29 protein-coding genes are annotated in these 26551 nt (G+C 57.5%); 10 read left to right on the top strand and 19 right to left on the bottom strand.

From position 1 onward, the window contains the following. Positions 1-2 precede the first annotated feature (2 nt). Positions 3-464 (top strand): YehS family protein, encoded by a 462-nt coding sequence (locus tag OYW20_RS06825; RefSeq protein ID WP_268799952.1) that lies wholly within the window; start codon positions 3-5, stop codon positions 462-464. A gap of 16 nt (positions 465-480) precedes the next feature. Beyond that, the gene (tsaA, locus tag OYW20_RS06820) at positions 481-1185 is read left to right on the top strand and encodes a tRNA (N6-threonylcarbamoyladenosine(37)-N6)-methyltransferase TrmO (RefSeq protein ID WP_268799951.1); all 705 of its coding nucleotides are present in this window, start codon (positions 481-483) and stop codon (positions 1183-1185) included. Between the two features lie 208 nt (positions 1186-1393). On the opposite strand, the gene fpr is transcribed toward tsaA, so the two are convergent. Next, positions 1394-2173, bottom strand: coding sequence for a ferredoxin-NADP reductase (gene fpr / locus OYW20_RS06815; RefSeq protein ID WP_268799950.1), 780 nt, complete (start codon positions 2171-2173; stop codon positions 1394-1396). Positions 2174-2295: 122 nt separating this feature from the next. On the opposite strand from fpr, the gene OYW20_RS06810 reads away from it, so the two are divergent. Beyond that, entirely contained in the window at positions 2296-3222 is a 927-nt protein-coding gene (locus OYW20_RS06810) for a LysR family transcriptional regulator (RefSeq protein WP_268799949.1), read from the top strand. Here OYW20_RS06810 and OYW20_RS06805 read toward each other — a convergent pair whose 3' ends face one another. After that, the gene (locus tag OYW20_RS06805; RefSeq protein WP_268799948.1) at positions 3223-3591 is read right to left on the bottom strand and encodes a diacylglycerol kinase; all 369 of its coding nucleotides are present in this window, start codon (positions 3589-3591) and stop codon (positions 3223-3225) included. A 106-nt stretch (positions 3592-3697) separates the two neighbouring features. Continuing rightward, entirely contained in the window at positions 3698-4345 is a 648-nt protein-coding gene (erdR, locus tag OYW20_RS06800) for a response regulator transcription factor ErdR (protein ID WP_268799947.1), read from the bottom strand. Between the two features lie 228 nt (positions 4346-4573). Here erdR and OYW20_RS06795 point away from each other — a divergent pair, with 228 nt between their 5' ends. Next, positions 4574-5494 carry a DMT family transporter gene (locus OYW20_RS06795; RefSeq protein ID WP_268799946.1) on the top strand — a complete coding sequence of 307 codons (921 nt, stop codon included), beginning with the start codon at positions 4574-4576 and terminating at the stop codon, positions 5492-5494. Here OYW20_RS06795 and OYW20_RS06790 read toward each other — a convergent pair. Beyond that, entirely contained in the window at positions 5478-6188 is a 711-nt protein-coding gene (locus OYW20_RS06790; RefSeq protein WP_268799945.1) for a tRNA-uridine aminocarboxypropyltransferase, read from the bottom strand. The genes OYW20_RS06795 and OYW20_RS06790 overlap by 17 nt on opposite strands. 219 nt (positions 6189-6407) lie before the next feature. Between OYW20_RS06790 and OYW20_RS06785 the strand changes: the two genes are divergently transcribed. Together OYW20_RS06785 and OYW20_RS06780 are read left to right on the top strand one after the other, a co-directional pair. Beyond that, positions 6408-6827 carry a quorum-sensing-regulated virulence factor family protein gene (locus tag OYW20_RS06785; RefSeq protein ID WP_268799944.1) on the top strand — a complete coding sequence of 140 codons (420 nt, stop codon included), beginning with the start codon at positions 6408-6410 and terminating at the stop codon, positions 6825-6827. Positions 6828-7217: 390 nt separating this feature from the next. Further along, positions 7218-8336 carry an LOG family protein gene (locus tag OYW20_RS06780; protein WP_268799943.1) on the top strand — a complete coding sequence of 373 codons (1119 nt, stop codon included), beginning with the start codon at positions 7218-7220 and terminating at the stop codon, positions 8334-8336. Between the two features lie 33 nt (positions 8337-8369). Here OYW20_RS06780 and recX read toward each other — a convergent pair whose 3' ends face one another. The 3 genes from recX to OYW20_RS06765 form a co-directional block, all read right to left on the bottom strand. Next, entirely contained in the window at positions 8370-8837 is a 468-nt protein-coding gene (recX, locus tag OYW20_RS06775; RefSeq protein WP_268799942.1) for a recombination regulator RecX, read from the bottom strand. A gap of 7 nt (positions 8838-8844) precedes the next feature. Continuing rightward, positions 8845-9906 (bottom strand): recombinase RecA, encoded by a 1062-nt coding sequence (recA, locus tag OYW20_RS06770; RefSeq protein ID WP_268799941.1) that lies wholly within the window; start codon positions 9904-9906, stop codon positions 8845-8847. 86 nt (positions 9907-9992) lie between these two features. Continuing rightward, complete coding sequence (locus OYW20_RS06765; protein ID WP_268799940.1) at positions 9993-10493, bottom strand: CinA family protein; 501 nt, start codon at positions 10491-10493, stop codon at positions 9993-9995. Positions 10494-11015: 522 nt separating this feature from the next. Between OYW20_RS06765 and mutS the strand changes: the two genes are divergently transcribed. The 3 genes from mutS to OYW20_RS06750 all read left to right on the top strand — a co-directional run bounded on the left by mutS (position 11016) and on the right by OYW20_RS06750 (position 14722). Then, positions 11016-13583, top strand: coding sequence for a DNA mismatch repair protein MutS (gene mutS / locus OYW20_RS06760; protein WP_268801069.1), 2568 nt, complete (start codon positions 11016-11018; stop codon positions 13581-13583). A gap of 241 nt (positions 13584-13824) precedes the next feature. Beyond that, positions 13825-14148, top strand: a complete 324-nt coding sequence (fdxA, locus tag OYW20_RS06755; protein ID WP_268799939.1) for a ferredoxin FdxA — start codon at positions 13825-13827, stop codon at positions 14146-14148. A gap of 385 nt (positions 14149-14533) precedes the next feature. Continuing rightward, entirely contained in the window at positions 14534-14722 is a 189-nt protein-coding gene (locus OYW20_RS06750; RefSeq protein ID WP_268799938.1) for a hypothetical protein, read from the top strand. On the opposite strand, the gene rpoS is transcribed toward OYW20_RS06750, so the two are convergent. The 8 genes from rpoS to OYW20_RS06710 form a co-directional block, all read right to left on the bottom strand. After that, positions 14708-15712: an RNA polymerase sigma factor RpoS gene (rpoS, locus tag OYW20_RS06745; RefSeq protein WP_268799937.1), complete on the bottom strand. Its 1005-nt coding sequence runs from the start codon at positions 15710-15712 to the stop codon at positions 14708-14710. The genes OYW20_RS06750 and rpoS overlap by 15 nt on opposite strands. Positions 15713-15816: 104 nt before the next feature. Continuing rightward, positions 15817-16695, bottom strand: a complete 879-nt coding sequence (locus tag OYW20_RS06740; protein ID WP_268799936.1) for a peptidoglycan DD-metalloendopeptidase family protein — start codon at positions 16693-16695, stop codon at positions 15817-15819. A gap of 190 nt (positions 16696-16885) precedes the next feature. Continuing rightward, positions 16886-17521: a protein-L-isoaspartate(D-aspartate) O-methyltransferase gene (locus tag OYW20_RS06735; RefSeq protein ID WP_268801068.1), complete on the bottom strand. Its 636-nt coding sequence runs from the start codon at positions 17519-17521 to the stop codon at positions 16886-16888. A 41-nt stretch (positions 17522-17562) separates the two neighbouring features. Beyond that, positions 17563-18312, bottom strand: coding sequence for a 5'/3'-nucleotidase SurE (surE, locus tag OYW20_RS06730; protein ID WP_268799935.1), 750 nt, complete (start codon positions 18310-18312; stop codon positions 17563-17565). Continuing rightward, positions 18300-19358, bottom strand: coding sequence for a tRNA pseudouridine(13) synthase TruD (truD, locus tag OYW20_RS06725; protein ID WP_268799934.1), 1059 nt, complete (start codon positions 19356-19358; stop codon positions 18300-18302). The genes surE and truD overlap by 13 nt, the downstream gene beginning before the upstream one ends. After that, complete coding sequence (ispF, locus tag OYW20_RS06720) at positions 19355-19828, bottom strand: 2-C-methyl-D-erythritol 2,4-cyclodiphosphate synthase (RefSeq protein WP_268799933.1); 474 nt, start codon at positions 19826-19828, stop codon at positions 19355-19357. The genes truD and ispF overlap by 4 nt, the downstream gene beginning before the upstream one ends. 52 nt (positions 19829-19880) lie before the next feature. Then, positions 19881-20726, bottom strand: coding sequence for an S-formylglutathione hydrolase (fghA, locus tag OYW20_RS06715; RefSeq protein WP_268799932.1), 846 nt, complete (start codon positions 20724-20726; stop codon positions 19881-19883). A 119-nt stretch (positions 20727-20845) separates the two neighbouring features. Then, complete coding sequence (locus OYW20_RS06710) at positions 20846-21958, bottom strand: S-(hydroxymethyl)glutathione dehydrogenase/class III alcohol dehydrogenase (protein WP_268799931.1); 1113 nt, start codon at positions 21956-21958, stop codon at positions 20846-20848. Positions 21959-22063: 105 nt separating this feature from the next. On the opposite strand from OYW20_RS06710, the gene OYW20_RS06705 reads away from it, so the two are divergent. Then, on the top strand, positions 22064-22963 hold the full coding sequence (locus OYW20_RS06705) for a LysR substrate-binding domain-containing protein (RefSeq protein ID WP_268799930.1): 900 nt from the start codon (positions 22064-22066) through the stop codon (positions 22961-22963). Between the two features lie 122 nt (positions 22964-23085). On the opposite strand, the gene ispD is transcribed toward OYW20_RS06705, so the two are convergent. The 4 genes from ispD to kdsA all read right to left on the bottom strand — a co-directional run bounded on the left by ispD (position 23086) and on the right by kdsA (position 26547). Further along, positions 23086-23796 carry a 2-C-methyl-D-erythritol 4-phosphate cytidylyltransferase gene (ispD, locus tag OYW20_RS06700; protein WP_268799929.1) on the bottom strand — a complete coding sequence of 237 codons (711 nt, stop codon included), beginning with the start codon at positions 23794-23796 and terminating at the stop codon, positions 23086-23088. A 10-nt stretch (positions 23797-23806) separates the two neighbouring features. After that, positions 23807-24085, bottom strand: a complete 279-nt coding sequence (ftsB, locus tag OYW20_RS06695; RefSeq protein ID WP_219061254.1) for a cell division protein FtsB — start codon at positions 24083-24085, stop codon at positions 23807-23809. A 161-nt stretch (positions 24086-24246) separates the two neighbouring features. Then, positions 24247-25533 carry a phosphopyruvate hydratase gene (gene eno / locus OYW20_RS06690; RefSeq protein WP_268799928.1) on the bottom strand — a complete coding sequence of 429 codons (1287 nt, stop codon included), beginning with the start codon at positions 25531-25533 and terminating at the stop codon, positions 24247-24249. A 168-nt stretch (positions 25534-25701) separates the two neighbouring features. Further along, entirely contained in the window at positions 25702-26547 is an 846-nt protein-coding gene (gene kdsA, locus OYW20_RS06685; protein ID WP_268799927.1) for a 3-deoxy-8-phosphooctulonate synthase, read from the bottom strand. Positions 26548-26551 lie beyond the last annotated feature (4 nt).

Genomic DNA, 26551 nt, shown 5'->3' with positions numbered 1-26551 from the left:
CCATGATGAACAACGATGTACTGCGTAGCGTTCGCTACATGCTTGATATCAGCGACGCCAAAGTGGTGGACATCATCAAGCTCGGCGGTTACGAGGTGAGCAAGGCGGACGTCATCGCCTTCACCAAAAAAGACGAAGAAGAAGGCTACGAGCCGTGCAGCGATGAAATCATGGCGCACTTCCTCGACGGCCTGGTTTACTTCAAGCGTGGCAAGGACGAAAGCCGTCCTGCGGTGCCGACCGAGCTGCCGATGACCAACAATACTGTCCTGAAAAAGTTGCGTGTCGCCTTCGAACTCAAGGAAGAAGACATGCACGCCATTCTCAAGGCCTCTGAATTTCCGGTCTCCAAGCCTGAACTGAGCGCGCTGTTTCGCAAGTTCGGTCATAACAACTACCGCGCCTGTGGCGATCAACTGCTGCGCAACTTCCTCAAGGGCCTGACCCTGCGCGTACGCGGCTGACCGATCCGAGCCCGAGATGACTGACACCTTCAACGTCTCCCCCGTCGGCTACGTTCGCTCCTGTTTCAAGGAAAAGTTCGCCATCCCCCGTCAGCCCCAATTGGCTCCGGCCGCCCGGGGCGTGCTTGAGCTGGTCGCACCGTTCGACAATGGCGATGCCGTTCAGGGGCTCGAACAAGTCAGTCATGTCTGGCTGCTGTTTTTGTTTCATCAGGCGCTGGAAGAAAAACCGCGATTGAAAGTCCGCCCGCCACGTCTGGGCGGCAATCAATCCATGGGCGTATTTTCGACGCGTGCAACACACCGACCCAATGGCATCGGTCAATCCGTGGTCAAGCTGGACAAGGTCGAAGCCGGGCGACTGTGGTTGTCAGGCATCGACCTGCTGGATGGCACGCCGGTGCTGGATATCAAGCCATACGTGCCTTACGCGGACATCATCCCGGAGGCGAGAAACACCATGGCCAGCGCTGCACCGATGTTGATTGCGGTGCAGTGGGACGAAGAAGCCCTTGTGCAGGCCCGTGACCACGGCCTGCGCCTGGCTGAGCCGCTGATTGAGCTGATCGAGCAATGTCTCGCGCAGGACCCGCGTCCGGCCTATCAGAGACCTACGCCCGAGCGTCGCTACGGCGCGCAGTTCTGGGACGTGGATGTGCGCTGGCACTATCCCCAAGCCGGGCTGATTCAGGTGCTTGAAGTCCTGATGGCAACCGACTGAGCGGATAACCCAAGACACCGTCGCCCACAAAAAAACCGCCTGGTCCGTGACCTCCAGGCGGTTTTCTTCAGACCCTGAAATGACCAGTGCCTGTACTGACTTATTCGCGGACAAGTCGCTGCCAAAGGGATTTCAGTTCCCGAGGCAGCAGACTTGCCCGCGAAAGGGCCGTAGCCAATGGCCGCTGTCACAGCCGGTCAGTCTTCAGTTACTTCTCTACGAACGCTCGCTCGATCAGGTAATCACCTGGCTCGCGCATCCGCGGCGAAACGGTCAGGCCGAAGCTGTTGAGCACTTCGCTGGTCTCATCGAGCATGCTTGGACTGCCGCACAACATGGCGCGGTCATCCTGCGGATTAATGGGCGGCAGACCAATGTCGCTGAACAGCTTGCCGCTGCGCATCAGGTCGGTCAGGCGGCCTACGTTTTCGAACGGCTCACGCGTCACGGTCGGGTAGTAAATCAGCTTGTCGCGCAGGGACTCGCCGAAGAATTCGTTTTGCGGCAGATGTTCGGTGATGAACTCGCGGTAAGCGACCTCGTTCACGTAACGCACACCGTGGCACAGGATGACTTTCTCGAAACGCTCGTACGTTTCAGGGTCTTGAATCACGCTCATGAACGGCGCAAGGCCTGTACCGGTGCTGAGCAGGTAAAGATGTTTGCCCGGCTTGAGGTCATCCAGAACCAGCGTGCCCGTAGGCTTTTTGCTGATGATGATCTCGTCGCCTTCCTTCAGGTGCTGGAGTTGCGAAGTCAGCGGGCCATCCGGCACCTTGATGCTGAAGAACTCCAGATGCTCTTCCCAGTTAGGGCTGGCGATCGAGTAGGCACGCATGAGCGGGCGCCCGTTAGGCTGCTGCAGACCGATCATCACGAACTGACCGTTCTCGAAGCGCAGACCTGGATCACGGGTGCACTTGAAACTGAAGAGCGTGTCGTTCCAGTGGTGGACGCTGAGGACACGCTCGTGATTCATGTTGCTCATGGTACGTGGGAACTCCTGAAATATTGCCTGCGCCGGTGAATGCGCCGTTGCACGACATTCTAGTGGCAGACACAATATCTGTTAACTGAATTATTAAGATATGGGTTATCGGTTATATAGATATGCGATTTACTCTTCGTCAACTTCAAGTCTTCGTCGCCGTCGCGCAGCAGGAAAGCGTTTCCCGTGCTGCCGTACTGCTTTCACTTTCGCAATCGGCAGCCAGTACGTCGATCACCGAGCTGGAGCGTCAGTCTAGCTGCCAGCTATTTGACCGGGCAGGCAAACGGCTGAGCCTCAATGCGACCGGTCGCCAGCTGCTGCCACAAGCCGTCGCCCTGCTCGATCAAGCCAAAGAGATCGAGGACTTGCTCAATGGCAAGTCAGGCTTCGGCTCGCTGGCGGTCGGCGCCACCCTGACCATCGGTAATTACCTCGCCACGCTGCTGATCGGCAGCTTCATGCAGCGTCACCCCGAAAGCCAAGTGAAACTGCACGTGCAGAACACCGCCAACATTGTTCAGCAGGTAGCACATTACGAAATTGACCTCGGGTTAATCGAAGGCGACTGCAGCCATCCAGACATCGAGGTGCAAACCTGGGTTGAAGACGAACTGGTGGTGTTCTGCGCGCCCCAGCACCCGCTGGCCAAACGCGGCCAGGCGACCCTCGAAGAGCTGACCCGAGAAGCGTGGATCCTGCGTGAGCAAGGTTCTGGCACCCGGCTGACGTTTGATCAAGCCATGCGCCATCACTTGAACAGACTGAACGTGCGTCTGGAACTGGAGCACACCGAAGCCATAAAGCATGCCGTCGAGTCAGGGCTGGGAATTGGCTGTATTTCACGCCTGGCTTTGCGCGATGCGTTCCGACGCGGAAGTCTGGTGGCGGTCGAAACGCCGGATATTGATCTGGTGCGGCAGTTCTACTTCATCTGGCACAAGCAGAAGTACCAGACGTCAGCGATTCGTGAGTTTCTCGATTTGTGCCGCTCATTCACTGCGGGTGTGCGCCGCAGTGATGAGATCGTGCTGCCCAGCATTGCCTGATCAACCCAGCAGGATCAGCGCCCACACCACGGCGATCATGGTCAGCGCCACAAACTGAGCCGCGCTGCCCATATCTTTGGCGTTCTTCGACAGCGGGTGGCGGTCCAGCGAGATGCGATCAATCGCCGCTTCGATGGCCGAGTTAAGCAATTCGACGATCAACGCAAGCAGACACACGGCTATCAACAGGGCCCGTTCGACACGGCTGACATGAAACAGAAACGACAAGGGGATCAAAATGACGTTGAGCAGGACCAATTGACGGAACGCTGCCTCACCCTTGAAAGCAGCAGTCAGGCCATCGAGCGAGTAGCCCGATGCATTGAGGATACGTTTGAGACCGGTTTGGCCTTTGAAGGGCGACGACATAGATAAGGCTACTGATAATTAGGACGGGGGAGGCTAGTCCGACGGCAGTCAAAAAAGTGTGAAGACTGAACGCTGAAGACCCTGAAAACGTTCGATTTCGAGCACGTCAGTTGGGGGAAATCGATTCCAATTGTTGCAGCAACAACGCGGCCTGGGTGCGCGTACGCACGTTCAACTTGCGGAAGATCGCCGTGACGTGGGCCTTGATGGTCGCTTCCGACACGCTCAACTCATAAGCAATCTGCTTATTCAGCAAGCCTTCGCAGACCATGGTCAGAACGCGAAACTGCTGAGGCGTCAGACTGGCCAGACCTTCGCTGGCTGCCTTGGCCTCGGCTGAAACGCTGATCGTTTCATTCACTTGCGGCGGCCACCAGACGTCGCCGTCCAGCACCAGCCGTACCGCTTGCTGAATGGTCTCCAGCGAACTGGACTTGGGAATGAAACCGCTGGCGCCGAACTCCCTGGAGCGCACCACCACTGAAGCCTCTTCCTGCGCCGAAACCATCACCACGGGAACCTGTGGATATTGGCCGCGCAGCAGCACCAATCCTGAAAATCCATAGGCGCCAGGCATGTTCAAATCGAGCAACACCAGGTCCCAGTCAGACTTTTCGCTCAGGCGAGCCTCCAGCTGGGCGATGCTTTCGGCCTCAACCAGACGTGCATCCGGACCCAGCCCCAACGTCAAGGCCTGGTGCAAGGCACTTCGGAAAAGAGGATGGTCATCGGCGATCAGGATTTCGTAGGTCATTTCATGATCCTGTTTTTTTTAGCGAGCGCTGACGGATTCGGCCCCCGCGGTGACATCCTAAAATGCCAACACATACACAGTGCGCCAACCAGGCGCATTTAACGCCAAAGCACACAGAACAAGGCGTTCAAGCATTCATGCGGCGCCAAGGATGCCCAGCGAATCCGGGGTGGTCAAGTTCGGCCGTTTGCGGCAAAGTCTGCGCCCCGTTACTCGCCGAGCTGTCTGATGAGAAAACACGCCTTGCGCGCCGATTTACTGATGCTTCTCACGGCGATCATCTGGGGTTCCGGCTTCGTCGCACAGACCGCCGGCATGAATCACATCGGGCCTTATCTGTTTTCCGGACTTCGCTTTGCCTTGGGGTCCCTATGCCTTTTGCCGCTGGTGCTGCGTCGTCCTGCCCAAGGCCAGGCGCCGGAATCCTTGTTCTCCCCAGGCCTGTTGCGGGGCGGGATCATCATGGGAGTCGTGCTGGCGCTGGGCATCAATCTTCAACAGGTTGGCCTGCTGTTTACCAGCGTCACCAACTCCGGCTTCATCACCGGGCTGTATGTGATTGTAGTCCCGCTTCTGGGATTGATGCTGGGGCACAAAACCGGGGCCGGCATCTGGATCGGTTGCGTGCTGGCAGTGATCGGGATGTTTCTGCTCAGCGTGGGCGACAATTTCCAAGTGGCATCAGGGGACTGGCTGCAACTGATCGGTGCTTTTGTGTGGGGCGGGCATGTCGTGTTGGTAGGCGTGTTTGCCAGTCGTCATGACCCTATCCGTCTCGCATTTCTGCAGTTCGTCACTTGCTCGGTGGTCAGCATGGTGCTGGCGCTCTGCCTCGAACCCATTGACCTGCCCTCTATCACAGACGCCCTGCCCGCCCTGCTTTATGGCGGCATCGTGGCGGTCGGCATCGGCTACACCCTGCAAGTGGTGGCGCAGAAAGACGCCATTGCCTCCCACGCCGCCATTATCTTTTCAATGGAAGCGGTGTTTGCGGCAATCGCGGGCGCTTGGCTGCTGGGTGAGTCGCTGCAATTACGCGGTTATCTGGGCTGTGCGTTAATGCTGGCGGGCATGTTGCTGGCGCAGCTGTGGCCGCGCAAACACGGTGAGCTGGTCGCGACTCCCGCCGCGCTTACAGAAAAGCCTTGAGATGGGTGTGTGATGCGTCATCCGGATTGACCGGCCGCTGGTACTTTGCACCAAGATAATGTGCGCTGAACACGTCCAGATAGGCATCGAGAACACCCGCAGCGACCTGATCGTCCGCCAATTCAAGACACAGCGCTGCGACCTCCGCAGTACAGAAATGGTCATCGCGCCTGGAGCGACGCAGCCGATAGCGTGAAATCTGCTCCGGCTCCAGACTCAACACTGGCAGATGGTTGAGGTACGGGCTCTTGCGAAACATCTTTCGCGCTTCGGTCCAGGTGGCGTCCAGCAAGATGAACAGCGGGCGCTTTCCAGGCTCGACCTTCACTTCTGTGACTACGCGCTCCGGCACCACGAACTCCCCCGGAAACACAATATAAGGCTGCCACTGCGGGTCTGCGAGCGATGCCAGCAGTTGCGGGTCAACGTCCGTACGCGACCAGCCAAACGCTTGGGTGTCTTCGATCACGTCCGCAATCAACCAGCCCGTATTGGTAGGTTTCAGCGGCTCGGTGTCGTACATCAGCAGGCACACTGCGGAGGCGGCATCGACCTTGGGTTTCCAGGCGCACAGACAATAACTGTCGATCACACGACAACCAGCACAGCGAGGCGCGCGCGATCCTCTGGCAACAAATGGCTTGGTGCTGCGAGCCAGACGCTCGTCACGGAGGCGGGAAACGGCGTGGCTCATTGCGGCAGGCTCAGCGGGTTGTTCATCAAGAAAAGGAGGTGCATCGACGCGTGAAAACCCAAGGGGAAAAGTCGCCGGATTCTATCAGAACCTTCGCACCGGCTGGTGTGTGGCGCAGCGACTCACCTATACTGGCGCGCCTCAAAAGCACAATTGCCGCCAGTGAACGCATGCACCTATGGTGGGTCCAACGCCCATTCACTGAACCAGGAGAATTTAATGCTGCGCCTCATCGCCCCTACCCTCACGCTTTTACTCGTCGCTCCGCTGTGCGCCCAAGCGGCGTCCAAGCAGGATTTCGAACTGAGCAAAATGCTGGAAAAAGTTGCGAAGGAAAGCAGCGTCGGTACGCCACGCGCGATCAACGAAGACATTCTTGACCAAGGCTACACCGTTAACGGTAAAGAGCTGATCAACCACCTGAGCGTGCAAGCAGGCCAGGCGCAGCAAATGCGCTCTGATCCGGACTCAGTGCGCAGCCAGCTCGGTAACAGCGTTTGCCACAACACGGGGTATCGTCAATTGATGGCTAAAGGCGCAACGCTCAAGTATCAATTCTCCGAGTACAAGACCAACCGTCCGATCACCAGTCAGGTCTTCACCGCTGCCGACTGCGCCGCGAAGCCTGCCAAGAAGTAATACGTTCTATTGGCTGAGCTGCCCGATCCCCGTCAGGCTTTCGTTTGACCCATCGTGCAGTTCGCCAAGAGCTTCAGCCGAAGCATCCGCACCTTCCCCGCCTCATCGCCTCTGCTCAGCAAAGACCTGTCTCCTCCTTTCAAGCGCCTGCCGCGCCCTGAAACCTGACAACACATGATTCATGCTTCGGCCAGTTGCCAGCGCTCACCGGATGAGCACATCATCGACCACGTTTTTCTTAAACCCAGGACAGAGGCAGAATCAATGTGGATGAATGAATCAGTTCATCCGAACCAGCCTTGCTCATAGGACTGTCCGCAGCGATGCATGATGCGTCGCGACCCTCTCGAAGAGGAAGGGTCGATGATTCTGCACAAGGAGATCGCTTTAATGCCTTATGAACCTAACGATGTTTTATCTCGCCACTTCCAGCGAGACGCCGCTGACCTCTTGAGTCAGGTCGAGGAACAAATCGGCGTCGTGGCGCCAGACAGCCCGAATGCCGCACTGTATCGCGACATGGTGCTGACCGTTTTGCGCATGGCCCAAGACGACCGCAATCGCTGGAACGCCAAGATCACACTGCAAGCGCTGCGAGAACTCGAAAACGCGTTCCGGGTGCTCGACTCATTCAAAGGTCGGCGCAAGGTGACGGTCTTCGGTTCAGCCCGTACCCCGCGCGAACACCCGGTATACGCACTGGCGCGTGAGCTTGGCGCCAAGCTTGCTGCTTCGGAACTGATGGTAATCACTGGCGGTGGTGGCGGCATCATGGCAGCCGCTCACGAAGGCGCAGGGCTGGACTACAGTCTGGGCTTCAACATCACATTGCCGTTTGAACAGCACGCAAACGCAACCGTTGATGGCACCGAAAACCTGCTGCCTTTCCACTTTTTCTTTACCCGCAAACTGTTCTTCGTCAAGGAAGCGGACGCACTCGTCCTGTGTCCTGGCGGCTTCGGCACGCTGGATGAAGCCCTTGAAGTGCTTACGCTGATCCAGACCGGTAAGAGCCCACTGGTGCCCATCGTTTTACTGGACGCACCCGGCGGTACATTCTGGCAAGGCGCGCTGAACTTCATTCGGGAGGAGCTGGAGGGTAATCACTACATCCTCGCGGCTGACATGAATCTGCTGAAGCTGGTCTATAGCGCGGATGAAGCGGTCGATGAGATCAATCAGTTTTATCGTAACTTCCACTCAACCCGGTGGCTGAAGAAAAAGTTTGTCATCCGCATGCGCCACGCGTTGAACGAGAATGCATTGGCTTATATGCAAGACGCTTTTGCCGACCTGCGCTTGAACGATGACTTTCATCAGCACGTGTATTCGGGTGAGGAGCATGACGATGCACAATTCAGCCACCTCACGCGTCTCGCCTTCAGCTTCAACGGCCGCAATCAGGGCCGAATCAGAGAGTTGGTGAATTACATCAACCTGAGTGAAAACTGGGTAACTGCTTCTAAGACTGCCAGCGTTCAAACACGCCAGCCGCTGCAGGAAACGTAAGCCGTTGATAGAGGGCAAGCGTGCACGCTTGCCTCAATCATCCAGGCTACGGCCGCTTAGCAAGCGGCCGACCATTTCCGGAGAATAACCTCGATACATCAGAAAACGTCCTTGCTTGGCACGCTCACGGGCATCAATGGGTAATTGTCCGGAAAACTTGCGCTGCCAGGTCTCTTCCAGCTTCTCTCGCCAGTCGATGCCGCATTCTTTCAATGCAAGCTCGATGTCGGCCCGCTGCAAGCCGCGCTGGCCTAGCTCTTCACGTATGCGCGAAGGGCCGTAGCCTGAACGAGCACGGTAGGAGACGAAGCTTTCGAGATAACGCGATTCAGAAAGCAAACCCTCTTCCGTTAAACGGTCGAGGGCGGCTTCGATAAGTTCAGGGGGGGCGCCTCGCTGACGCAGCTTGCGCGTCAGCTCGACTCGACCATGCTCGCGACGTGCGAGCAGGTCCATTGCAGTGCGCCTTATGGCGACAGGCGTATCGAGTAGTACCGACATAATCTGATCAGATGTCGGCGTCTTCTACTTCAGCCAGATTGTCCTGAGGGAGACGGGTCGATTGAGCTTTTACATCAGGCGCTGCAGTCAGCAGTTTTTCGCGGATTTGTTTCTCGACTGTGGCGCCGATTTCCGGATTGTCCTGAAGGAACTTGGCGGAGTTCGCCTTGCCCTGACCGATCTTGCTGCCCTGATAGCTGTACCAGGCGCCTGATTTCTCCAGGAAACCGTGCAGAACACCCAGGTCGATGATTTCGCCGTTACGGTAAATGCCCTTGCCGTAGAGGATCTGGAACTCTGCCTGACGGAACGGCGGAGCAACCTTATTCTTCACGACTTTGACGCGGGTCTCGCTGCCGACGACTTCATCACCCTCTTTAACCGCGCCAGTGCGACGGATATCCAGACGGACCGAGGCGTAGAACTTCAGCGCGTTACCACCGGTGGTGGTTTCCGGGCTGCCGAACATTACACCGATCTTCATACGGATCTGGTTGATGAAAATAACCAGGCAGTTGGCGTTTTTGATATTACCGGTGATTTTGCGCAAGGCCTGGGACATCAGTCGGGCTTGCAGGCCGACGTGCATGTCGCCCATTTCGCCTTCGATTTCAGCCTTCGGCACCAGCGCAGCCACGGAGTCGACAACGATGACGTCGATCGCGTTTGAGCGCACCAGCATATCGGTGATTTCAAGCGCTTGCTCGCCTGTGTCTGGTTGCGACACCAGCAGGTCGTCAACGTTGACGCCCAGCTTGAGTGCGTACTCAGGATCAAGTGCGTGTTCCGCATCGACGAACGCGCAGGTTGCGCCCATTTTCTGGGCCTCGGCGATCACCGACAGGGTCAGCGTGGTTTTACCGGAAGACTCTGGACCGTAGATTTCAACGATCCGGCCCTTTGGCAGGCCGCCGATACCCAGTGCGATATCGAGACCCAGCGAACCGGTGGAGATAGAAGGAATAGCCTGGCGGTCATGGTCACCCATGCGCATTACGGCACCTTTGCCGAACTGACGCTCGATCTGACCCAAGGCCGCAGCCAAGGCTTTCTTCTTGTTGTCGTCCATTGAAGTCCTCACGTAATCAATTGGGGCCTGACGGCCGATATAACTGTATAAGTAGCCAGTATTATTCCACAGGGTTTCACGCTCGCCTACCCCCGATCTGCTATTTTTCCGGAGGCCAGCTTTATGAGCCCCTCCAGTGCAGCCTTCACTGTCTGGTGACGGACTGCATCCCGGTTACCGTCAAACTGACAGCGACTGGACACCCGTTGTTCGCCTGAACCCCAGCAAATCCATACAGTGCCTACCGGTTTGTCTTGCGAGCCACCGCCCGGTCCGGCAATGCCGCTCACGGCAACGGCGAATCGAGCGCCGCTTTTTTCCAGCGCACCAAGGACCATGGTTTCTACCACTTCCCGACTGACGGCACCCACGGACTGAAACAAATCACTCGGTACGTTTAGCTGACGAGTCTTTTGAGCGTTGGAGTAGGTCACATAGCCCGCCTCGAACCATGCCGAGCTTCCGGCAATGCGGGTGATTGCCTCAGCAATCCCACCGCCAGTGCAGGACTCGGCAGTCGCGACCTGAGCGTCACTACGCTGCAATGCCCTGCCCAGGTCAGTTGCCAATTGCGTAATCTCATCCACGAGGTTGCTCCTGTATGAGCCTGTATGTGTGCGTAAGCCCGATACCGTACACCAGGCAGAGCCTGGTGTACGGCTCGGATTGACAGTCGCCCTTGTCCATTGCGAGGAGCGCACTTATGCAGGCTCTTCTTCTTGGGTGCGAAGTTTTTGAGGGCAGGGTTTTCTGACAGATTCAACGACAGTTTCGTTAGGGCGACGCTTGGCCTCTTCCAGAGGAATGAAACGGCCGTTAGCCGAATCACGTGCACGTTTTCTTTTCATACAAAGTCCTTTTGATATGAGCCATACGGTATTCGATGGCGGTGTCGACAGCCTAGACAGGTTCACCCGGGAAATATCGATTTGAAATGAAGGGTGACGATTGACCGGACTCTGCGGCCCGCAAGCGTGCGTGGTAACCTTGCCCCCATCGCAAAAGCAATCGGACATGTCGACGGCCCACGTAGGTGGTATTCCCGTCGGGCGCCGCGTCTTTGCCCCAATCTCCTAACGAATTTGCCTAAGCCACTGATGAATAAAGCAATTTCCGATCTCTCCGCACACACGCCCATGATGCAACAGTACTGGAAGCTGAAAAATCAGCATCCTGACCAGTTGATGTTTTATCGCATGGGCGACTTCTACGAAATCTTCTACGAAGACGCAAAAAAAGCCGCCAAGCTGCTGGATATCACCCTGACGGCCCGCGGTCAGTCAGCGGGTCAGAGCATCCCGATGTGTGGCATTCCTTATCACGCGGCGGAAGGCTACCTGGCGAAACTGGTCAAGCTCGGCGAGTCGGTTGTGATCTGCGAGCAGATCGGCGATCCGGCTACCAGCAAAGGCCCGGTGGACCGACAGGTCGTACGGATCATCACGCCAGGAACGGTGAGCGACGAGGCGCTACTCGACGAGCGCCGTGACAATCTCATCGCTGCCGTGCTCGGCGATGAGCGCCTTTTCGGGCTGGCAGTCCTGGACATCACCAGCGGTAATTTCAGCGTGCTTGAGATCAAGGGCTGGGAGAATCTGCTGGCAGAGCTGGAGCGGATCAATCCGGTCGAGTTGCTGATACCTGATGACTGGCCGCAGGGTCTGCCTGCCGAGAAACGTCGTGGTTCGCGCCGCCGAGCTCCCTGGGACTTTGAGCGCGACTCCGCACACAAAAGCCTGTGTCAGCAGTTTTCGACCCAAGACCTCAAAGGCTTCGGTTGCGAAAACCTGACGCTGGCTATCGGCGCAGCGGGCTGCCTGCTGGGTTACGCCAAGGAAACCCAGCGCACGGCCCTGCCCCACCTGCGCAGCCTGCGACACGAGCGTCTGGACGACACCGTTGTGCTGGATGGCGCAAGCCGACGTAACCTTGAGCTGGACACCAACCTGTCTGGCGGTCGCGACAATACCTTGCAATCGGTGGTGGACCGCTGTCAGACCGCGATGGGTACACGTCTTCTTACACGCTGGCTCAATCGCCCATTGCGCGACCTGAGCGTACTTCAGGCCCGCCAGCAATCGATCACCTGCCTGCTGGAGCGTTACCGCTTCGAGCACTTGCAGCCGCAGCTGAAAGAGATCGGCGACATCGAGCGGATTCTTGCTCGGATCGGCTTGCGCAACGCCCGTCCCCGCGACCTCGCACGGCTGCGTGATGCACTGGGCGCTCTGCCTGAGCTGCAACTGGCGATGACAGAGCTGGATACACCGCACTTACAGCAGCTGGCACTCACCGCGAGCACCTACCCGGAACTCGCGGATCTGTTGCAACGCGCAATCAACGATAATCCACCCGCCGTTATCCGAGATGGCGGTGTGCTTAAAACCGGTTACGACGCCGAACTGGACGAACTGCAATCGCTGAGCGAAAACGCAGGCCAGTTCCTGATCGACCTTGAAGCCAGAGAGAAGGCGCGCACTGGCCTGTCGCATCTGAAAGTGGGCTACAACCGTGTGCATGGCTACTTCATCGAACTGCCAAGCAAACAAGCCGAACAGGCGCCGGCCGATTACATCCGGCGCCAGACGCTCAAGGGCGCCGAGCGCTTTATCACCCCGGAACTGAAAGCGTTCGAAGACAAGGCGTTGTCAGCCAAGAGCCGGGCTTTGGCGCGCGAGAAGATGCTCTATGAAGCGCTGCTGGAAGACCTGATTGGCCACCTTGCACCGCTGCAAGACACCGCTTCGGCTCTCGCCGAGCTGGATGTGCTGAGCAATCTCGCCGAGCGCGCGCTGAATCTGGACCTGAACTGCCCACGGTTCGTCGATGAACCGTGTCTGCGCATCGAGCAAGGCCGCCATCCGGTGGTTGAGCAAGTGCTTGCGTCGCCCTTCGTTGCCAACGATCTGGCCCTGGACGACAACACGCGCATGCTGGTCATCACCGGTCCGAACATGGGCGGTAAATCGACCTACATGCGCCAGACCGCATTGATCGTACTGCTGGCGCATATCGGCAGCTATGTGCCGGCTGCCAGCTGCGAGCTGTCGCTGGTCGACCGGATCTTTACCCGCATCGGCTCCAGCGATGACCTTGCTGGCGGGCGGTCGACGTTCATGGTGGAAATGAGCGAAACCGCCAACATTCTGCACAACGCCACCGACAAAAGCCTGGTGCTGATGGACGAAGTGGGACGCGGCACCAGCACCTTTGACGGCCTGTCGCTGGCGTGGGCAGCAGCGGAGTGTCTGGCGCAACTGCGCGCTTACACCCTGTTCGCGACCCACTACTTCGAGCTCACTGTATTGCCTGAAAGTGAGCCACTGGTCGCCAACGTTCACCTCAATGCAACTGAGCACAACGAGCGGATCGTGTTTCTTCACCGCGTCTTGCCGGGGCCGGCGAGCCAGAGTTACGGGCTTGCCGTCGCGCAATTGGCGGGCGTCCCTGCCAAAGTCATCGGGCGTGCGAAAGAGCATCTGCAACGGCTGGAGACCACCAGCCTGCCGCATGAACAGCCCAAAGCCAAACCAGGCAAGCCGCCGATTCCCATGCAAAGCGATCTATTTGCAAGTTTGCCGCACCCGGTCCTTGAAGAGCTGTCGAAGGTCAAAGTCGACGACATGACGCCCCGCCAGGCGCTGGAGTTGTTGTACGCCTTGCAAACGCGGCTCTAACGGGAATCGTAACAAGCTGCTAGAATCCCGCGCGGTTTGAGATGCTGTGGGCTTTTAGCCTGGGCTCACAGAACAACCGAGCCGCGTTCAGACGCAGCGAACCAGGGCCTAGGGACGTGCAGCAGGGCAAATGCCCGCGGCGCCCTTGGCAAAAGCTGAGTGTTGAACGGCCGGGGGACTTCCCGAACCTAGCAGCCCGTGTCCAGGGTTTCGCTACCGCCGCCTGAGGAGAGAATTAGAAATGACCTTCGTCGTCACCGACAACTGCATCAAGTGCAAGTACACCGACTGCGTAGAAGTGTGTCCGGTGGACTGCTTTTACGAAGGCCCGAACTTCCTGGTGATTCACCCGGACGAGTGCATCGACTGCGCGCTGTGTGAGCCTGAGTGCCCGGCCAACGCGATTTTCTCTGAAGACGAAGTGCCCGCTGGCATGGAGAACTTCATCGCCCTTAACACAGAGCTGGCCGACATCTGGCCGAACATCACCGAGCGCAAAGACCCGCTGGAAGATGCAAAGGAATGGGATGGCAAAACCGGCAAGATCGCCGACCTGGAGCGCTGATCCCGAGCCGACACCGCAAAGGGCACATAAAGTGCCCTTTGTGCCGCCTGCGGGACTACTTTTCTGCAGACGAAAAAAAGGGGCGGTATGACCCGCCCACATTTTTTCCTTAATCCCTTTAATCCTTCTCATCATCCTGATGAATCGCATCCTGCGATGTCCTTGAGCAGTCTTCCTTGACCGCTTGCGTCGATCCCTCGACACAGTCCTGATATTAGTGATTTGAGCGCTGCAAGCAACTTCCCAAACCTTTCAAAAAAATACCTGACCCACCGAAAGCCTTCTTTAAATAGCCTTTATAATCATTGAGTTAGGTATATTCCTACGCAATTATAGACTTACATCCGCGCAATAATATCGCCATGACTTACACGACGAGTAAGCGATGACTTACATGCTGTGTAACTTTATGCGGGACCGATTGCTCGACGTAAAAGAGCTCTGTCGTGTCGACGTACAAACCCGCTATGGAAAAATCGTGACACCTGAACGTCAGGCGAAAAAAAGCCCCGACGGATCGGGGCTTTCAGCTGCTTCGATGAGTAAAGCGTTCAGCGGTTCACTGGAACAGTGACTCGCTCGACAAGCCATTCTTTTCAAGAATCTCCCGCAGCCGCTTGAGACCCTCAACCTGGATCTGCCGAACGCGCTCACGCGTCAGACCGATCTCCAGGCCTACGTCCTCCAGCGTACTGCTCTCGTGCCCGCGCAGACCAAAACGACGCACCACGACTTCTCTCTGCTTTTCGGTCAGCTCGGAGAGCCACTGATCGATGCTTTGCGAAAGATCGTCATCCTGTAGCAGCTCGCACGGATCCGTAGGACGATCATCGGTCAGCGTATCCAGTAGGGTTTTGTCGGAGTCCGGCCCAAGGGACACATCGACCGACGAAACACGCTCGTTCAGGCCCAGCATGCGCTTGACCTCACCGACCGGTTTTTCGAGCAGATTGGCGATCTCTTCGGGGGATGGTTCGTGATCGAGTTTTTGCGTCAACTCCCGCGCGGCGCGCAGGTAGACGTTGAGTTCTTTGACCACATGAATCGGCAACCGGATCGTCCGGGTCTGGTTCATGATGGCGCGTTCGATGGTCTGACGTATCCACCACGTCGCGTAGGTGGAGAAGCGGAAACCGCGTTCAGGGTCGAATTTTTCGACCGCGCGGATCAGGCCAAGATTGCCCTCTTCAATCAGGTCAAGCAGCGAAAGGCCGCGATTGACATAGCGCCTGGCGATTTTCACCACCAGTCGCAAGTTACTCTCGATCATGCGTTTGCGCCCGGCAGGGCATCCGCTCTGCGACAAGCGCGCAAAGTGAACTTCCTCTTCCGGGGACAGCAAGGGGGAGAAACCGATTTCGTTGAGGTACAGCTGAGTGGCGTCGAGCGCCCTTGTGTAGTCGATGTACTTATGTTGCTTGAGCGCTGTGGAGTTTTTGGTCTTTGCACGAACAGAAGGTGTAGCTGGTTTCTCGTCCGATGCAGAATCCAGGACGATTGCGTGCTCCATAAGGAGAACTTCATCGTCTATGTCAAACTCCGGCGCTTCTTTGCTGAGAGCCATTGTTATAGTCCTTTGGTGAGTTCGACCTCAAGCTCTAGCGACGCCTGTTTCCCTGGCAACGCTTGAGCCTGTTCCCTCTACGGCAGGAACAGGCTGACAACTGATCAACGACGCGGCAAAAATTCCAGAGGATCTACAGGTTTACCCTGTCGGCGAATCTCAAAATGCAGTTTCACCCGGTCAGTACCCGTCGACCCCATCTCGGCAATTGTTTGCCCGACCTTGACCTGCTGCCCCTCCCGAACCAACAACCTACGGTTATGACCGTAAGCACTGACGTAGGTATCGCTGTGTTTGATGATGATCAGCTCGCCATAGCCCCGCAAGCCACTCCCGGCGTACACCACCGAGCCATCAGACGCAGCCAAAACAGGCTGTCCCAAATCCCCGGCGATATCAATTCCTTTATTCAAACTCCCGTTTGAAGAAAATTTTCCGATCAAAACTCCATTAGTTGGCCACGCCCAGCCACTGGATGACTTCACGCCAGCAGCGACCGGCGTCACCGTAGGCGTGGATGCAACAGAAGGCGCAACCACTGGGGTCACACCGATTGGTCGCGAAATAACGGTGGTCTTGAGCGAGCCGGACGGCGAGTTAGACGTCGAGGTGCTGGTTGTAGTCTGTCTGGTAGCCGTCGGGGCCGAGGCCACGCTACCCGACGAGCGACCATCGAAGCGAATCGTCTGGCCTACATGAATCGTGTACGGATCAGGAATGTTGTTGCGTGCAGCCAGTGCTTTCCAGTCCCAGCCGTAACGAAACGCAATGGAAAACAGGGTATCACTACGCTTGACCACATATTGGCCGGTAGTGACGGGCTGGCGCTGCGGCGCGACCGGCTTACCGTTGCGATCAACGACGCGAACACCGCCTGACGGGGAACTGGAACAGCCGACCAACATGACACTGAGGGCAATGCCAGTCACCAGCCGCTGAAAACTTGTTGAAGACATACGCTGCCGAATGACTGTGAGACTCACCCGCCACTCCCTTTACTGGTGACTGAATTTAAGCTGCCTATTGTGCCGTACTAACGACTGGCAGCTAAACGATAACTGGAGCAGATACTCGATGTTGCGAATTCACGCGTCCTGACCTTATGAAGAGTCAAAATGACAGCCTGTAGACAGACGGCGTCAGCAAGAATTCAGTGCGCGGGGCAAACCAGCGCTAGGCCAGCGGGCCGTTGAGTAACGGAACGAAGCGCACGGCACCCAGAACGTGCCGGGAGAAGCCGTTTTCTTCGCGAATGATCAGCATCAACTGCTGCACTTCACCCGAACCCACCGGAATCACCAGACGGCCGCCCGGTGCCAGCTGGTCAAGCAACGCCTGGGGCACATCGGTAGCGACGGCGGTCACGATGATGCCGTTGTAGGGCGCCAACGCGGGCCACCCTTCCCAGCCGTCGCCCCAGCGAAAGACCATGTTACGAAGATTCAGCTCGACCAAACGCTCTTTAGCACGGTCCTGAAGCACTTTAATGCGCTCGACGGAAAACACGCGCTCTACCAGTTGGGCGAGTACGGCCGTCTGATAGCCTGAGCCGGTGCCTATCTCCAGAACCTTGTCCAGCGGACCTGCCGCCAGCAGCAGCTCGCTCATGCGCGCCACCATGTAAGGCTGGGAAATCGTCTGGTTATGACCGATAGGCAAAGCGGTGTCTTCATAGGCGCGATGCGCAAGCGCTTCATCTACGAACAAATGCCGAGGTGTTTTACGGATGACATCCAGCACACTTGCGTTCGACACCCCCTCTTCGTACAGACGCTGGATCAGTCGCTCACGCGTGCGCTGGGAGGTCATCCCGACGCCACGACGCAACAGGTCATCTTGTTCACGCGACATCAGGCGATTCCCTCCAGCCAGGCGTTCAGGCTGTTGAAACCGTCCTGATAGGTGCGATCCAGTTGCAACGGGGTGATGGACACGTAGCCCTGCATCACCGCGTGGAAATCCGTGCCCGGACCACCATCCTCGGCATCGCCGGCAGCAGCAATCCAGTAGCCAGCCCTGCCCCGAGGATCGACCACGCGAATCGGCGATGCCGCGCGCGTGCGGTGCCCGAGACGAGTCAGCTGGATGCCACGAATATGTTCAAGCGGTAGATTGGGAATATTCACGTTCACTACGGTGCGCGGTGGCAGATCGAGTCGCTCATGCGCCTCGACCAACAGGCGGGCGTAATGAGCAGCGGTTGCAAGGTTATCGACCTGACGTGACAAAAATGAAAAAGCAAATGAAGGCCGCTGTAGAAATCGCCCTTCAAGCGCCGCTGCAACCGTCCCCGAGTACAGCACATCATCCCCCAGATTGGCGCCCAGGTTGATCCCGGAAACAACCATGTCCGGCTCTACGTCCAGCAGACCGTGGAGCGCGAGATGCACACAATCTGTGGGCGTGCCGTTGACGCTGATAAAGCCATTATCGAGGGTGTGAGGATGCAATGGCCGATCAAGCGTCAGCGAACTGCTTGCACCGCTCTTGTCTTGATCGGGCGCCACGACCACGCACTCGGCATAATCGGCCAACGCACCGTAGAGCGCGGCGATACCGGGTGCAGTGACCCCGTCGTCATTTGAAATCAGAATACGCATGAGCTGTCCGTCTGCCCCACCGGCGCCAGATCAATGAGTTCGCGCACAAAAACAGTGGCGAAGCATCCGGGCGGCAGGACGAATTCCAGTTGCAGAATGTCAGGCTCGGGATAATGCCACGTCAACTGCGCAATGGGCAGCCGAAGGATGCGCCGTTCGTGCTCCATCCCGGCTCTTATCAACCAGTCACGAAGCGCCGGCTCCTGGCCCACGACCCGGTTTTCAAGGGCTGCGGTGGCGCCTGACGCGGGCGAATCGCCTGCGCCCCATTGTGGTCCGGTGGGATGCAGGTCAAGGATCGCCAGACGTGGATCGCTGCATTCCGCTTCGCCCGCCGGAAAAAAACTACGGCTATCGGTAAAGGCCAGTAGATCGCCCACCTGAGCACGCTGCCAACTGCCATCGCTTACCCGCGCCGCAAGAACCTGATTAAACAGATAACTGCGCGCAGTCGACAGCAATCGCGAACGCACATGGCGTTGCTCGGGCAAGGCTTTACGTTCGGCGTATTGACGCGCTTCACCTACGTTACCGCCTTCATATCCGAAACGCTGGCCACCGAAGTAATTGGGAATGCCGTGTTGCCTGATCAACTCAAGGCGCGCATCCAGTGCAGCGTGGTCGGCGTGCAACTGGGTCAGGCGCAACGTGAAGCCATTGGCCGCGTGAGCGCCACGTTGCAATTTGCGCTTATGGCGAGTGCTCTTGAGGATGTTCAGTGTGTCATTTTCAGCGGCGGACAAATCTGGATCGGCTTTGCCCGGCAACTGAATACTGAACCATTGGCGGGTCAGCGCCTGACGGTCTTTCAAACCCGCATAACTGACGGTACGCAGTTGCACACCGGCAGCTTTGGCAAGGCGACGCGCAGCTTCTTCGGTATTGAGACCGCGCTTTTCTACCCACAGCCACAAGTGTTCGCCGTCACCGGACAACGGGATGTCCAGCACCTCATCGACTTGAAAATCTTCAGCACTGGCTTTCAGGACCGCACTGCCCAAAGCATCGCCATAGGCACACGGGCCTAACAATTCGAGTTCGGTCATGCGGCAATCAACAGCGCAACGGCATGCACCGCAATACCTTCTTCACGACCAGTAAAACCCAGTTTTTCAGTAGTGGTGGCTTTGACGTTGACCTGATCGGCATCGACCTGCAGATCAGCGGCAATCAGGGCACGCATCGCCTCGATGTGCGGGGCCATCTTCGGCGCCTGGGCCACAATGGTGGCGTCGACATTGCCGACCTTCCAGCCTTTGGCCTGGACCTGCTTGAGGACATGGCGCAACAGGACACGGCTGTCTGCGCCCTTGAACTGCGGGTCGGTGTCAGGGAAATGCTTGCCGATATCGCCCAAAGCGGCGGCGCCCAGCAAGGCATCGCTCAACGCATGCAAAAGCACATCACCATCAGAATGAGCAAGCAGACCGTACGTGTGGGCAATCCGCACCCCGCCCAAGGTAATGAAGTCGCCTCCAGCGAAACGGTGCACATCGTAGCCGTGGCCAATACGCATAAAAAAACGCCCTGAAAAAGTCAGGGCGTGATTCTACCTACTTTGTCCGACATTAGCCCAACAAGGCACGCGCGTGATGTCGCAGGTGGTCTTCGATGAAACTGGCGATGAAGAAGTAGCTATGGTCGTAGCCCGGCTGCAATCGCAGTTCAAGAGGATGATCGGCAGCTTTCGCGGCCTGAATCAGCGCCTCGGGCTTAAGCTGAGTCGCCAGAAAGTCATCCCGGTCACCTTGATCCACCAGAATAGGCAGTTTCTCGGTGGCGCCAGCAATCAAAGCGCAGCTGTCCCATTCTCGCCAGCGTGCACGGTCCTCACCCAGATAGTGCGAGAACGCTTTCTGCCCCCAGTGACAATCCATTGGATTGGTAATCGGAGAGAACGCAGAAACCGCGAGGTAACGCCCTGGATTGCGTAACGCACACACCAATGCCCCGTGACCGCCCATCGAATGACCGCTCACGCTGCGGGCCTCGGATGCCGGGAAATGCGCCTCAACCAGCGCGGGCAATTCGCTAACCACATAATCGTGCATGCGGTAATGCCGCGCCCACGGCTGTTGAGTGGCGTTCAGGTAAAACCCGGCGCCTAGCCCGAAGTCCCAGGCTTTGTCGGCGTCGTCTGGTACCTCGGGGCCACGCGGACTGGTGTCGGGCGCCACGATGATCAAACCCAGCTCAGCGGCGATGCGGTGGGCACCGGCTTTTTGCATGAAGTTTTCATCGGTACATGTCAGTCCGGACAACCAATACACGACCGGGAGCTTGCCGCCCTGCTCCGCTTGTGGCGGCAGGTAAACAGCAAAGCTCATGTCGCAGCCGAGCACGTCTGAGTGATGCTTGTAACGCTTGTGCCAGCCGCCGAAGCTTTTCTGGCACGAAAGATTTTCGAGGGTCATGGTCGCGGGCTCCCAGCAATAAGCTTCAAGCCACAAGCTCCAAGCTGTAGGCAAAAGCAAGTCGTTCGCTCCTACTCTTGCAGCTTGAAACTTACAGCTTGTAGCTTCTAGCTGCTGTTTTAGAAATGAATGACCGTACGGATGCTTTTGCCTTCGTGCATCAAGTCGAACGCTTCGTTAATGCTTTCAAGCCCCATGGTGTGGGTGATGAAGGTGTCCAGCGGAATTTCGCCCGTTTGTGATTTCTCGACATAGCTTGGCAACTCGGTGCGGCCTTTGACGCCACCGAACGCCGAGCCGCGCCAGACGCGCCCGGTCACCAGCTGGAATGGACGAGTGGTAATTTCCTGGCCCGCGCCGGCGACACCGATGATCACCGACTCGCCCCAGCCTTTGTGGCAGCACTCCAGCGCCGCACGCATCAGTTGCACGTTGCCGACGCATTCGAAGCTGTAATCCACGCCGCCATCGGTCATTTCGACGATCACTTCCTGCACGGGTTTGTCGTGATCCTTCGGGTTGACGAAGTCAGTGGCACCCAGTTCGCGAGCGACGTCGAACTTGGCCGGATTGATGTCGACGGCAATGATGCGCGAGGCCTTGGCCATTTTCGCGCCGATGATCGCTGCCAGACCAATACCGCCCAGGCCAAAAACGGCAACGGTCGCGCCTTCTTCGACTTTGGCGGTGTTCAGCACTGCGCCGATTCCGGTGGTAACACCGCAGCCCAGCAGACAGACCTTCTCCAGCGGTGCTTCTTTGGGGATTTTGGCGAGGGATATTTCAGGCAGGACGGTGTACTCGGAGAACGTCGAGCAACCCATGTAATGGTAAATCGGCTGGCCTTTGTAGCTGAAACGGCTGGTGCCATCGGGCATTAGACCTTTGCCTTGGGTGGCGCGCACTTTCTGGCAGAGGTTGGTCTTGCCGGAAAGGCAGAATTTGCACTCGCGGCATTCGGCCGTGTAGAGCGGAATCACATGGTCGCCGACAGCGAGCGAGGTCACGCCTTCTCCTATGGCTTCGACGATACCGCCACCTTCATGCCCCAGGATGCACGGAAAAACGCCTTCGGAATCCGAGCCGGACAAGGTGTAGGCATCGGTATGACAAACGCCGGTGGCGACGATACGCACCAGCACCTCGCCCGCCTTGGGTGCCTCGACGTCCACTTCCACGATTTGCAACGGCTGGTTGGGCTCGAACGCTACGGCGGCACGTGACTTGATCATCAATCTTCTCCAGCGAATTAGGTACAGGCCGAAGAGTGTAATACATAGCGCAATGATGAATAATCCGGACAAAAGCAAAACATTAATGCTGTACAGGGACAATCGATGTACACAAATCGCTGGGAAGGGCTGGACGAATTCGTTGCTGTGGCGGAATGCGGGCAGTTCACTGCGGCCGCCGAACGACTGGGCGTCTCTTCGTCCCACATCAGCCGACAGATCGCACGGCTGGAAGAACGCCTGCAAACCAAATTGCTTTACCGCAGCACCCGACGCGTCGCTCTGACCGAGGCAGGTCAGACGTTTCTTCATCATTGCCAGCGCTTGCAGGACGGCCGCGAGGAAGCAGTGCGCGCCGTGGGCGATTTGACGAGCGAGCCCAAAGGCTTGTTGCGCATGACCTGCGCGGTGGCGTACGGCGAACGCTTCATCGCGCCGCTGGTAACGCGTTTCATGGATGAATACCCGCAGCTGCGTGTGGACATCGAGCTGACCAACAACACGCTGGACCTGGTACACGAAGGCATGGACCTGGCGATCAGGCTCGGTCGATTGCAAGAGTCGCGGCTGGTGGCGACCCGCCTGGCGCCCCGCCGGATGTACCTCTGCGCCTCCCCTTCTTACGTCGAGCGTTACGGACGGCCTCACAGCGTGTCGGAGCTGAGTCGGCACAATTGCCTGACAGGCAGTTCGGATACGTGGCTGCTACAACAAAATGGTAAGGAGTTTTCCCAGAGGATCCACGGCAACTGGCGCTGCAACAGCGGACAAGCTGTGCTGGACGCAGCGTTGCACGGCGTCGGCTTGTGTCAGTTGCCGGATTATTACGTATTGAGCCATTTGAAAAGTGGGGCATTGATCTCACTGCTTGAAACGCATCAGCCGCCCAATACGGCTGTCTGGGGGCTGTATCCGCAGCAACGGCATTTGTCGCCAAAAGTGCGCAAGCTGGTGGATTACCTGAAGGAAGGGTTGGCGAAACGCGATGAGTATCAGGCACGATGAATTCAAACCTGTTGCAAACGTTGTGTGGGAGCGAGCTTGCTCGCGAGAGGCCCTCCCATCCGATACATCTTGATCCTCAAGATGACCGAATCGCGAGCAAGCTCCCTCCCACAAAAGCCAAGTCAGCGGTTGAAGTCACCTCGACGCTGACGCAACCACTCGAGGTCCTCAGGCCGGGTGACTTTGATGTTGTCGGCACGCCCTTCAATCAGGCGCGGCGACTGTCCGGCCCACTCCATGGCTGAGGCTTCGTCAGTGATCGCAACGTTCGAGACCAGGCTATCAGCCAAAGCACGGTGCAAAGCGCCAAGGCGGAACATCTGCGGGGTATAGGCCTGCCATATAAGGCGTCGATCTACCGTCTCTGCCACCCGCCCGTTGCTGTCAGCGCGTTTGAGCGTGTCTTTGGCGGGCACCGCGAGCAACCCGCCAACCGGATCGTCAGCCAGTTCGCTCAGCAAATTATCCAGATCGCCTCGGGCCAGATTAGGCCGCGCCGCGTCATGCACAAGCACCCAGTCGTTGTCGTCCGCGCCTTGGGCATGCAAGTGCAGCAACGCATTAAGCACCGAATCAGCGCGTTCCTTGCCGCCTGTCACACGCTGAATCCGTGAGTCCAGAGCGCAGGGCAAGCCTGGCCAGTACGGATCGTCCACAGCCAGGCTGATCACCAGGCCCTTTAGCCGGGGATGATCGAGAAAACAGAGAAGGCTATGTTCCAGAATTGTCATACCGCCCAGTTGCAGGTACTGCTTGGGACGGTCTGCCGCCATGCGCGCACCAACGCCCGCTGCGGGAATCACTGCCCAGAAGGCAGGAATGGAAAGATTCATTGCACCAACGTCATTGCGCCAACTGGTAGAGGGTCTCGCCGTCCTTGACCATGCCGAGTTCGTGACGGGCACGCTCTTCGACGGTCTCCAGGCCCTTCTTCAACTCCAGCACTTCAGCATCAAGCACCCGATTACGTTCCAGCAACGTATCGTTTTCGGCATGCTGATCGGCGATTTGCTGAGTCAGACTGGCCACTTGCGCCAAGCTGCCATTACCGACCCACAGACGATACTGCAAGCCCGCGAGCAGCAAGAGCAGAATGAGGAACAACCAGTTAGGACTGCGCATTGGAAATATCAGTTATCCGGTGAAGAAAAAGACAGCAGAACCGACCATGTTTAACAACCAAAAGCCCGGTGGTCACCGGGCTCATGGATCAGGGCGCTCAAGGAATCTCCAACAAAAGCGGATTCCCTTACAACGCCTGCTGCCTTTTTACCATCTCCGACTCAGCCGCGAAACTCACCGCGACCATTGTATGGCGCCTTGCTGCCCAACTGCTCTTCGATGCGCAGCAGCTGGTTGTACTTGGCGACCCGATCAGAACGGCTCAACGAACCGGTTTTGATCTGACCGGCGGAGGTACCCACTGCCAGATCGGCAATGGTGGAGTCTTCGGTTTCACCAGAGCGGTGAGAGATAATGGCAGTGTAACCCGCTGCCTTGGCCATCTGGATGGCTTCCAGGGTTTCGGTCAGCGTGCCGATCTGGTTGAACTTGATCAGGATAGAGTTGGCGATCTTCTTGTCGATGCCTTCTTTCAGGATCTTGGTGTTAGTGACGAACAGGTCGTCGCCGACCAGCTGGATCTTGTCGCCGATCTTGTCGGTCAGGACTTTCCAGCCCGCCCAGTCAGACTCGTCCAGGCCATCCTCGATGGAGATGATCGGGTGCTTGCTGACCAGATCCGCCAGGTAGTCCGCGAAACCCGCAGAGTCGTACTCGCCTTCTTCGGTCAACGTGTACTTGCCGTCTTTGTAGAACTCGCTTGCCGCGCAGTCCAGCGCCAGGGTCACGTCGGTGCCCAGCTTGTAACCGGCGTTGGCTACGGCTTCGGCAATGGCGTCCAGCGCAGCGGCGTTGGAGTTCAGGTTAGGTGCGAAACCACCTTCGTCACCCACAGCGGTGTTGAGGCCACGGGCCTTGAGCACTGCCTTGAGATGGTGAAAGATTTCTGTGCCCCAGCGCAGGCCTTCGGAGAAGGTCTTGGCGCCCACAGGCTGAATCATGAATTCTTGAATGTCGATGTTGTTATCGGCGTGCTCGCCACCGTTGATGATGTTCATCATCGGAACCGGCATCGAATACACACCTGGCGTGCCGTTCAGGTTGGCGATGTGCGCGTAAAGCGGCAAATCCTGGTCCTGGGCCGCTGCTTTGGCAGCCGCCAGCGACACAGCGAGGATTGCATTCGCGCCCAGGCTGGCTTTGTTCTCAGTGGCGTCCAGCGCGATCATGGCGTGGTCCAGCGCTTTCTGATCAACCGGGTCTTTGCCCAGCAGCAGATCGCGAATCGGGCCATTGATGTTTGCAACTGCTTTCAGAACGCCCTTGCCCATGTAACGGCTCTTGTCGCCATCACGCAGCTCAAGTGCTTCACGCGAGCCGGTGGAAGCACCGGACGGCGCGCATGCACTGCCGATGATGCCGTTGTCGAGGAGCACGTCTGCTTCCACGGTGGGATTGCCACGGGAGTCGAGAACTTCACGACCTTTGATGTCGACGATTTTTGCCATTGTTGTAAACACTCCAAGATTGACGAAAACGACGCAGCTGGGAAACGAACATGCGTCTCAAGGATCCAGACAACGGGCAGACCTTGAAACGACAAAATTCCCGACCCACGGGTCGGGAATAGAACGAGCGGCACTTTACCGGAGGGTAAGGTGCCAGAGAAGCACGACTTACGCGGTTTCTACAGGCGGGAAGCTTTTGATCAGGTCATCCAGAGTCTTGAGCTGAGTCAGGAACGGCTCAAGTTTTTCCAGGCGCAATGCACATGGACCGTCGCACTTGGCGTTGTCAGGGTCCGGGTGGGCCTCAAGAAACAGACCTGCAAGCCCTTGGCTGATACCGGCTTTTGCAAGGTCGGTGACCTGCGCGCGACGGCCGCCTGCTGAATCGGAACGACCGCCTGGCATCTGCAACGCATGGGTCACGTCGAAAAACACCGGATACTCGAACGACTTCATGATGCCGAAGCCGAGCATGTCCACGACGAGGTTGTTATAACCGAAGCTCGAACCCCGCTCGCACAGTATCAACTGATCATTACCCGCCTCTTCGCACTTGGACAGGATGTGTTTCATTTCCTGAGGCGCGAGAAACTGGGCTTTCTTGATGTTGATCACAGCGCCGGTTTTCGCCATTGCCACCACCAGATCGGTCTGGCGGGACAAAAACGCCGGCAACTGAATGATGTCGCAGACTTCCGCCACGGTCGCCGCTTGATCCGGCTCATGCACATCCGTGATCACCGGCACGTTGAAGGTGCGCTTGATCTCCTCGAAAATGCGCATGCCCGCTTCCAGGCCCGGACCACGATACGACGTGACCGACGAACGGTTAGCCTTGTCGAAACTGGCCTTGAACACGTAAGGGATACCGAGCTTTTCGGTGACCCGTACGTATTCTTCGCAGACCTGCATGGCCATGTCCCGCGACTCCAGCACATTCATGCCACCGAACAAAACCATTGGCTTGTCGTTGGCAATCTCGATAGAACCGACGCGGATGATTTTCTGTGCCATGTAA

Origin of the sequence: Pseudomonas sp. BSw22131 (assembly GCF_026810445.1) — a bacterium.
In the GTDB taxonomy this organism is placed as follows: Bacteria; Pseudomonadota; Gammaproteobacteria; order Pseudomonadales; family Pseudomonadaceae; genus Aquipseudomonas; species Aquipseudomonas huanghezhanensis.
This window is presented reverse-complemented; position numbering and strand designations above follow the sequence as displayed.

Excerpts from the sequence above, each read along its gene's own strand:
- OYW20_RS06825 (WP_268799952.1), top strand. The coding sequence starts at position 3 with ATGATGAACAACGATGTACTGCGTAGCGTTCGCTACATGCTTGATATC.
- tsaA (WP_268799951.1), top strand. The coding sequence starts at position 481 with ATGACTGACACCTTCAACGTCTCCCCCGTCGGCTACGTTCGCTCCTGT.
- fpr (WP_268799950.1), bottom strand. The coding sequence starts at position 2,173 with ATGAGCAACATGAATCACGAGCGTGTCCTCAGCGTCCACCACTGGAAC.
- OYW20_RS06810 (WP_268799949.1), top strand. The coding sequence starts at position 2,296 with ATGCGATTTACTCTTCGTCAACTTCAAGTCTTCGTCGCCGTCGCGCAG.
- OYW20_RS06805 (WP_268799948.1), bottom strand. The coding sequence starts at position 3,591 with ATGTCGTCGCCCTTCAAAGGCCAAACCGGTCTCAAACGTATCCTCAAT.
- erdR (WP_268799947.1), bottom strand. The coding sequence starts at position 4,345 with ATGACCTACGAAATCCTGATCGCCGATGACCATCCTCTTTTCCGAAGT.
- OYW20_RS06795 (WP_268799946.1), top strand. The coding sequence starts at position 4,574 with ATGAGAAAACACGCCTTGCGCGCCGATTTACTGATGCTTCTCACGGCG.
- OYW20_RS06790 (WP_268799945.1), bottom strand. The coding sequence starts at position 6,188 with ATGAGCCACGCCGTTTCCCGCCTCCGTGACGAGCGTCTGGCTCGCAGC.
- OYW20_RS06785 (WP_268799944.1), top strand. The coding sequence starts at position 6,408 with ATGCTGCGCCTCATCGCCCCTACCCTCACGCTTTTACTCGTCGCTCCG.
- OYW20_RS06780 (WP_268799943.1), top strand. The coding sequence starts at position 7,218 with ATGCCTTATGAACCTAACGATGTTTTATCTCGCCACTTCCAGCGAGAC.
- recX (WP_268799942.1), bottom strand. The coding sequence starts at position 8,837 with ATGTCGGTACTACTCGATACGCCTGTCGCCATAAGGCGCACTGCAATG.
- recA (WP_268799941.1), bottom strand. The coding sequence starts at position 9,906 with ATGGACGACAACAAGAAGAAAGCCTTGGCTGCGGCCTTGGGTCAGATC.
- fdxA (WP_268799939.1), top strand. The coding sequence starts at position 13,825 with ATGACCTTCGTCGTCACCGACAACTGCATCAAGTGCAAGTACACCGAC.
- OYW20_RS06750 (WP_268799938.1), top strand. The coding sequence starts at position 14,534 with ATGACTTACATGCTGTGTAACTTTATGCGGGACCGATTGCTCGACGTA.
- rpoS (WP_268799937.1), bottom strand. The coding sequence starts at position 15,712 with ATGGCTCTCAGCAAAGAAGCGCCGGAGTTTGACATAGACGATGAAGTT.
- OYW20_RS06735 (WP_268801068.1), bottom strand. The coding sequence starts at position 17,521 with ATGACCTCCCAGCGCACGCGTGAGCGACTGATCCAGCGTCTGTACGAA.
- surE (WP_268799935.1), bottom strand. The coding sequence starts at position 18,312 with ATGCGTATTCTGATTTCAAATGACGACGGGGTCACTGCACCCGGTATC.
- truD (WP_268799934.1), bottom strand. The coding sequence starts at position 19,358 with ATGACCGAACTCGAATTGTTAGGCCCGTGTGCCTATGGCGATGCTTTG.
- ispF (WP_268799933.1), bottom strand. The coding sequence starts at position 19,828 with ATGCGTATTGGCCACGGCTACGATGTGCACCGTTTCGCTGGAGGCGAC.
- fghA (WP_268799932.1), bottom strand. The coding sequence starts at position 20,726 with ATGACCCTCGAAAATCTTTCGTGCCAGAAAAGCTTCGGCGGCTGGCAC.
- OYW20_RS06710 (WP_268799931.1), bottom strand. The coding sequence starts at position 21,958 with ATGATCAAGTCACGTGCCGCCGTAGCGTTCGAGCCCAACCAGCCGTTG.
- OYW20_RS06705 (WP_268799930.1), top strand. The coding sequence starts at position 22,064 with ATGTACACAAATCGCTGGGAAGGGCTGGACGAATTCGTTGCTGTGGCG.
- ispD (WP_268799929.1), bottom strand. The coding sequence starts at position 23,796 with ATGAATCTTTCCATTCCTGCCTTCTGGGCAGTGATTCCCGCAGCGGGC.
- ftsB (WP_219061254.1), bottom strand. The coding sequence starts at position 24,085 with ATGCGCAGTCCTAACTGGTTGTTCCTCATTCTGCTCTTGCTGCTCGCG.
- eno (WP_268799928.1), bottom strand. The coding sequence starts at position 25,533 with ATGGCAAAAATCGTCGACATCAAAGGTCGTGAAGTTCTCGACTCCCGT.
- kdsA (WP_268799927.1), bottom strand. The coding sequence starts at position 26,547 with ATGGCACAGAAAATCATCCGCGTCGGTTCTATCGAGATTGCCAACGAC.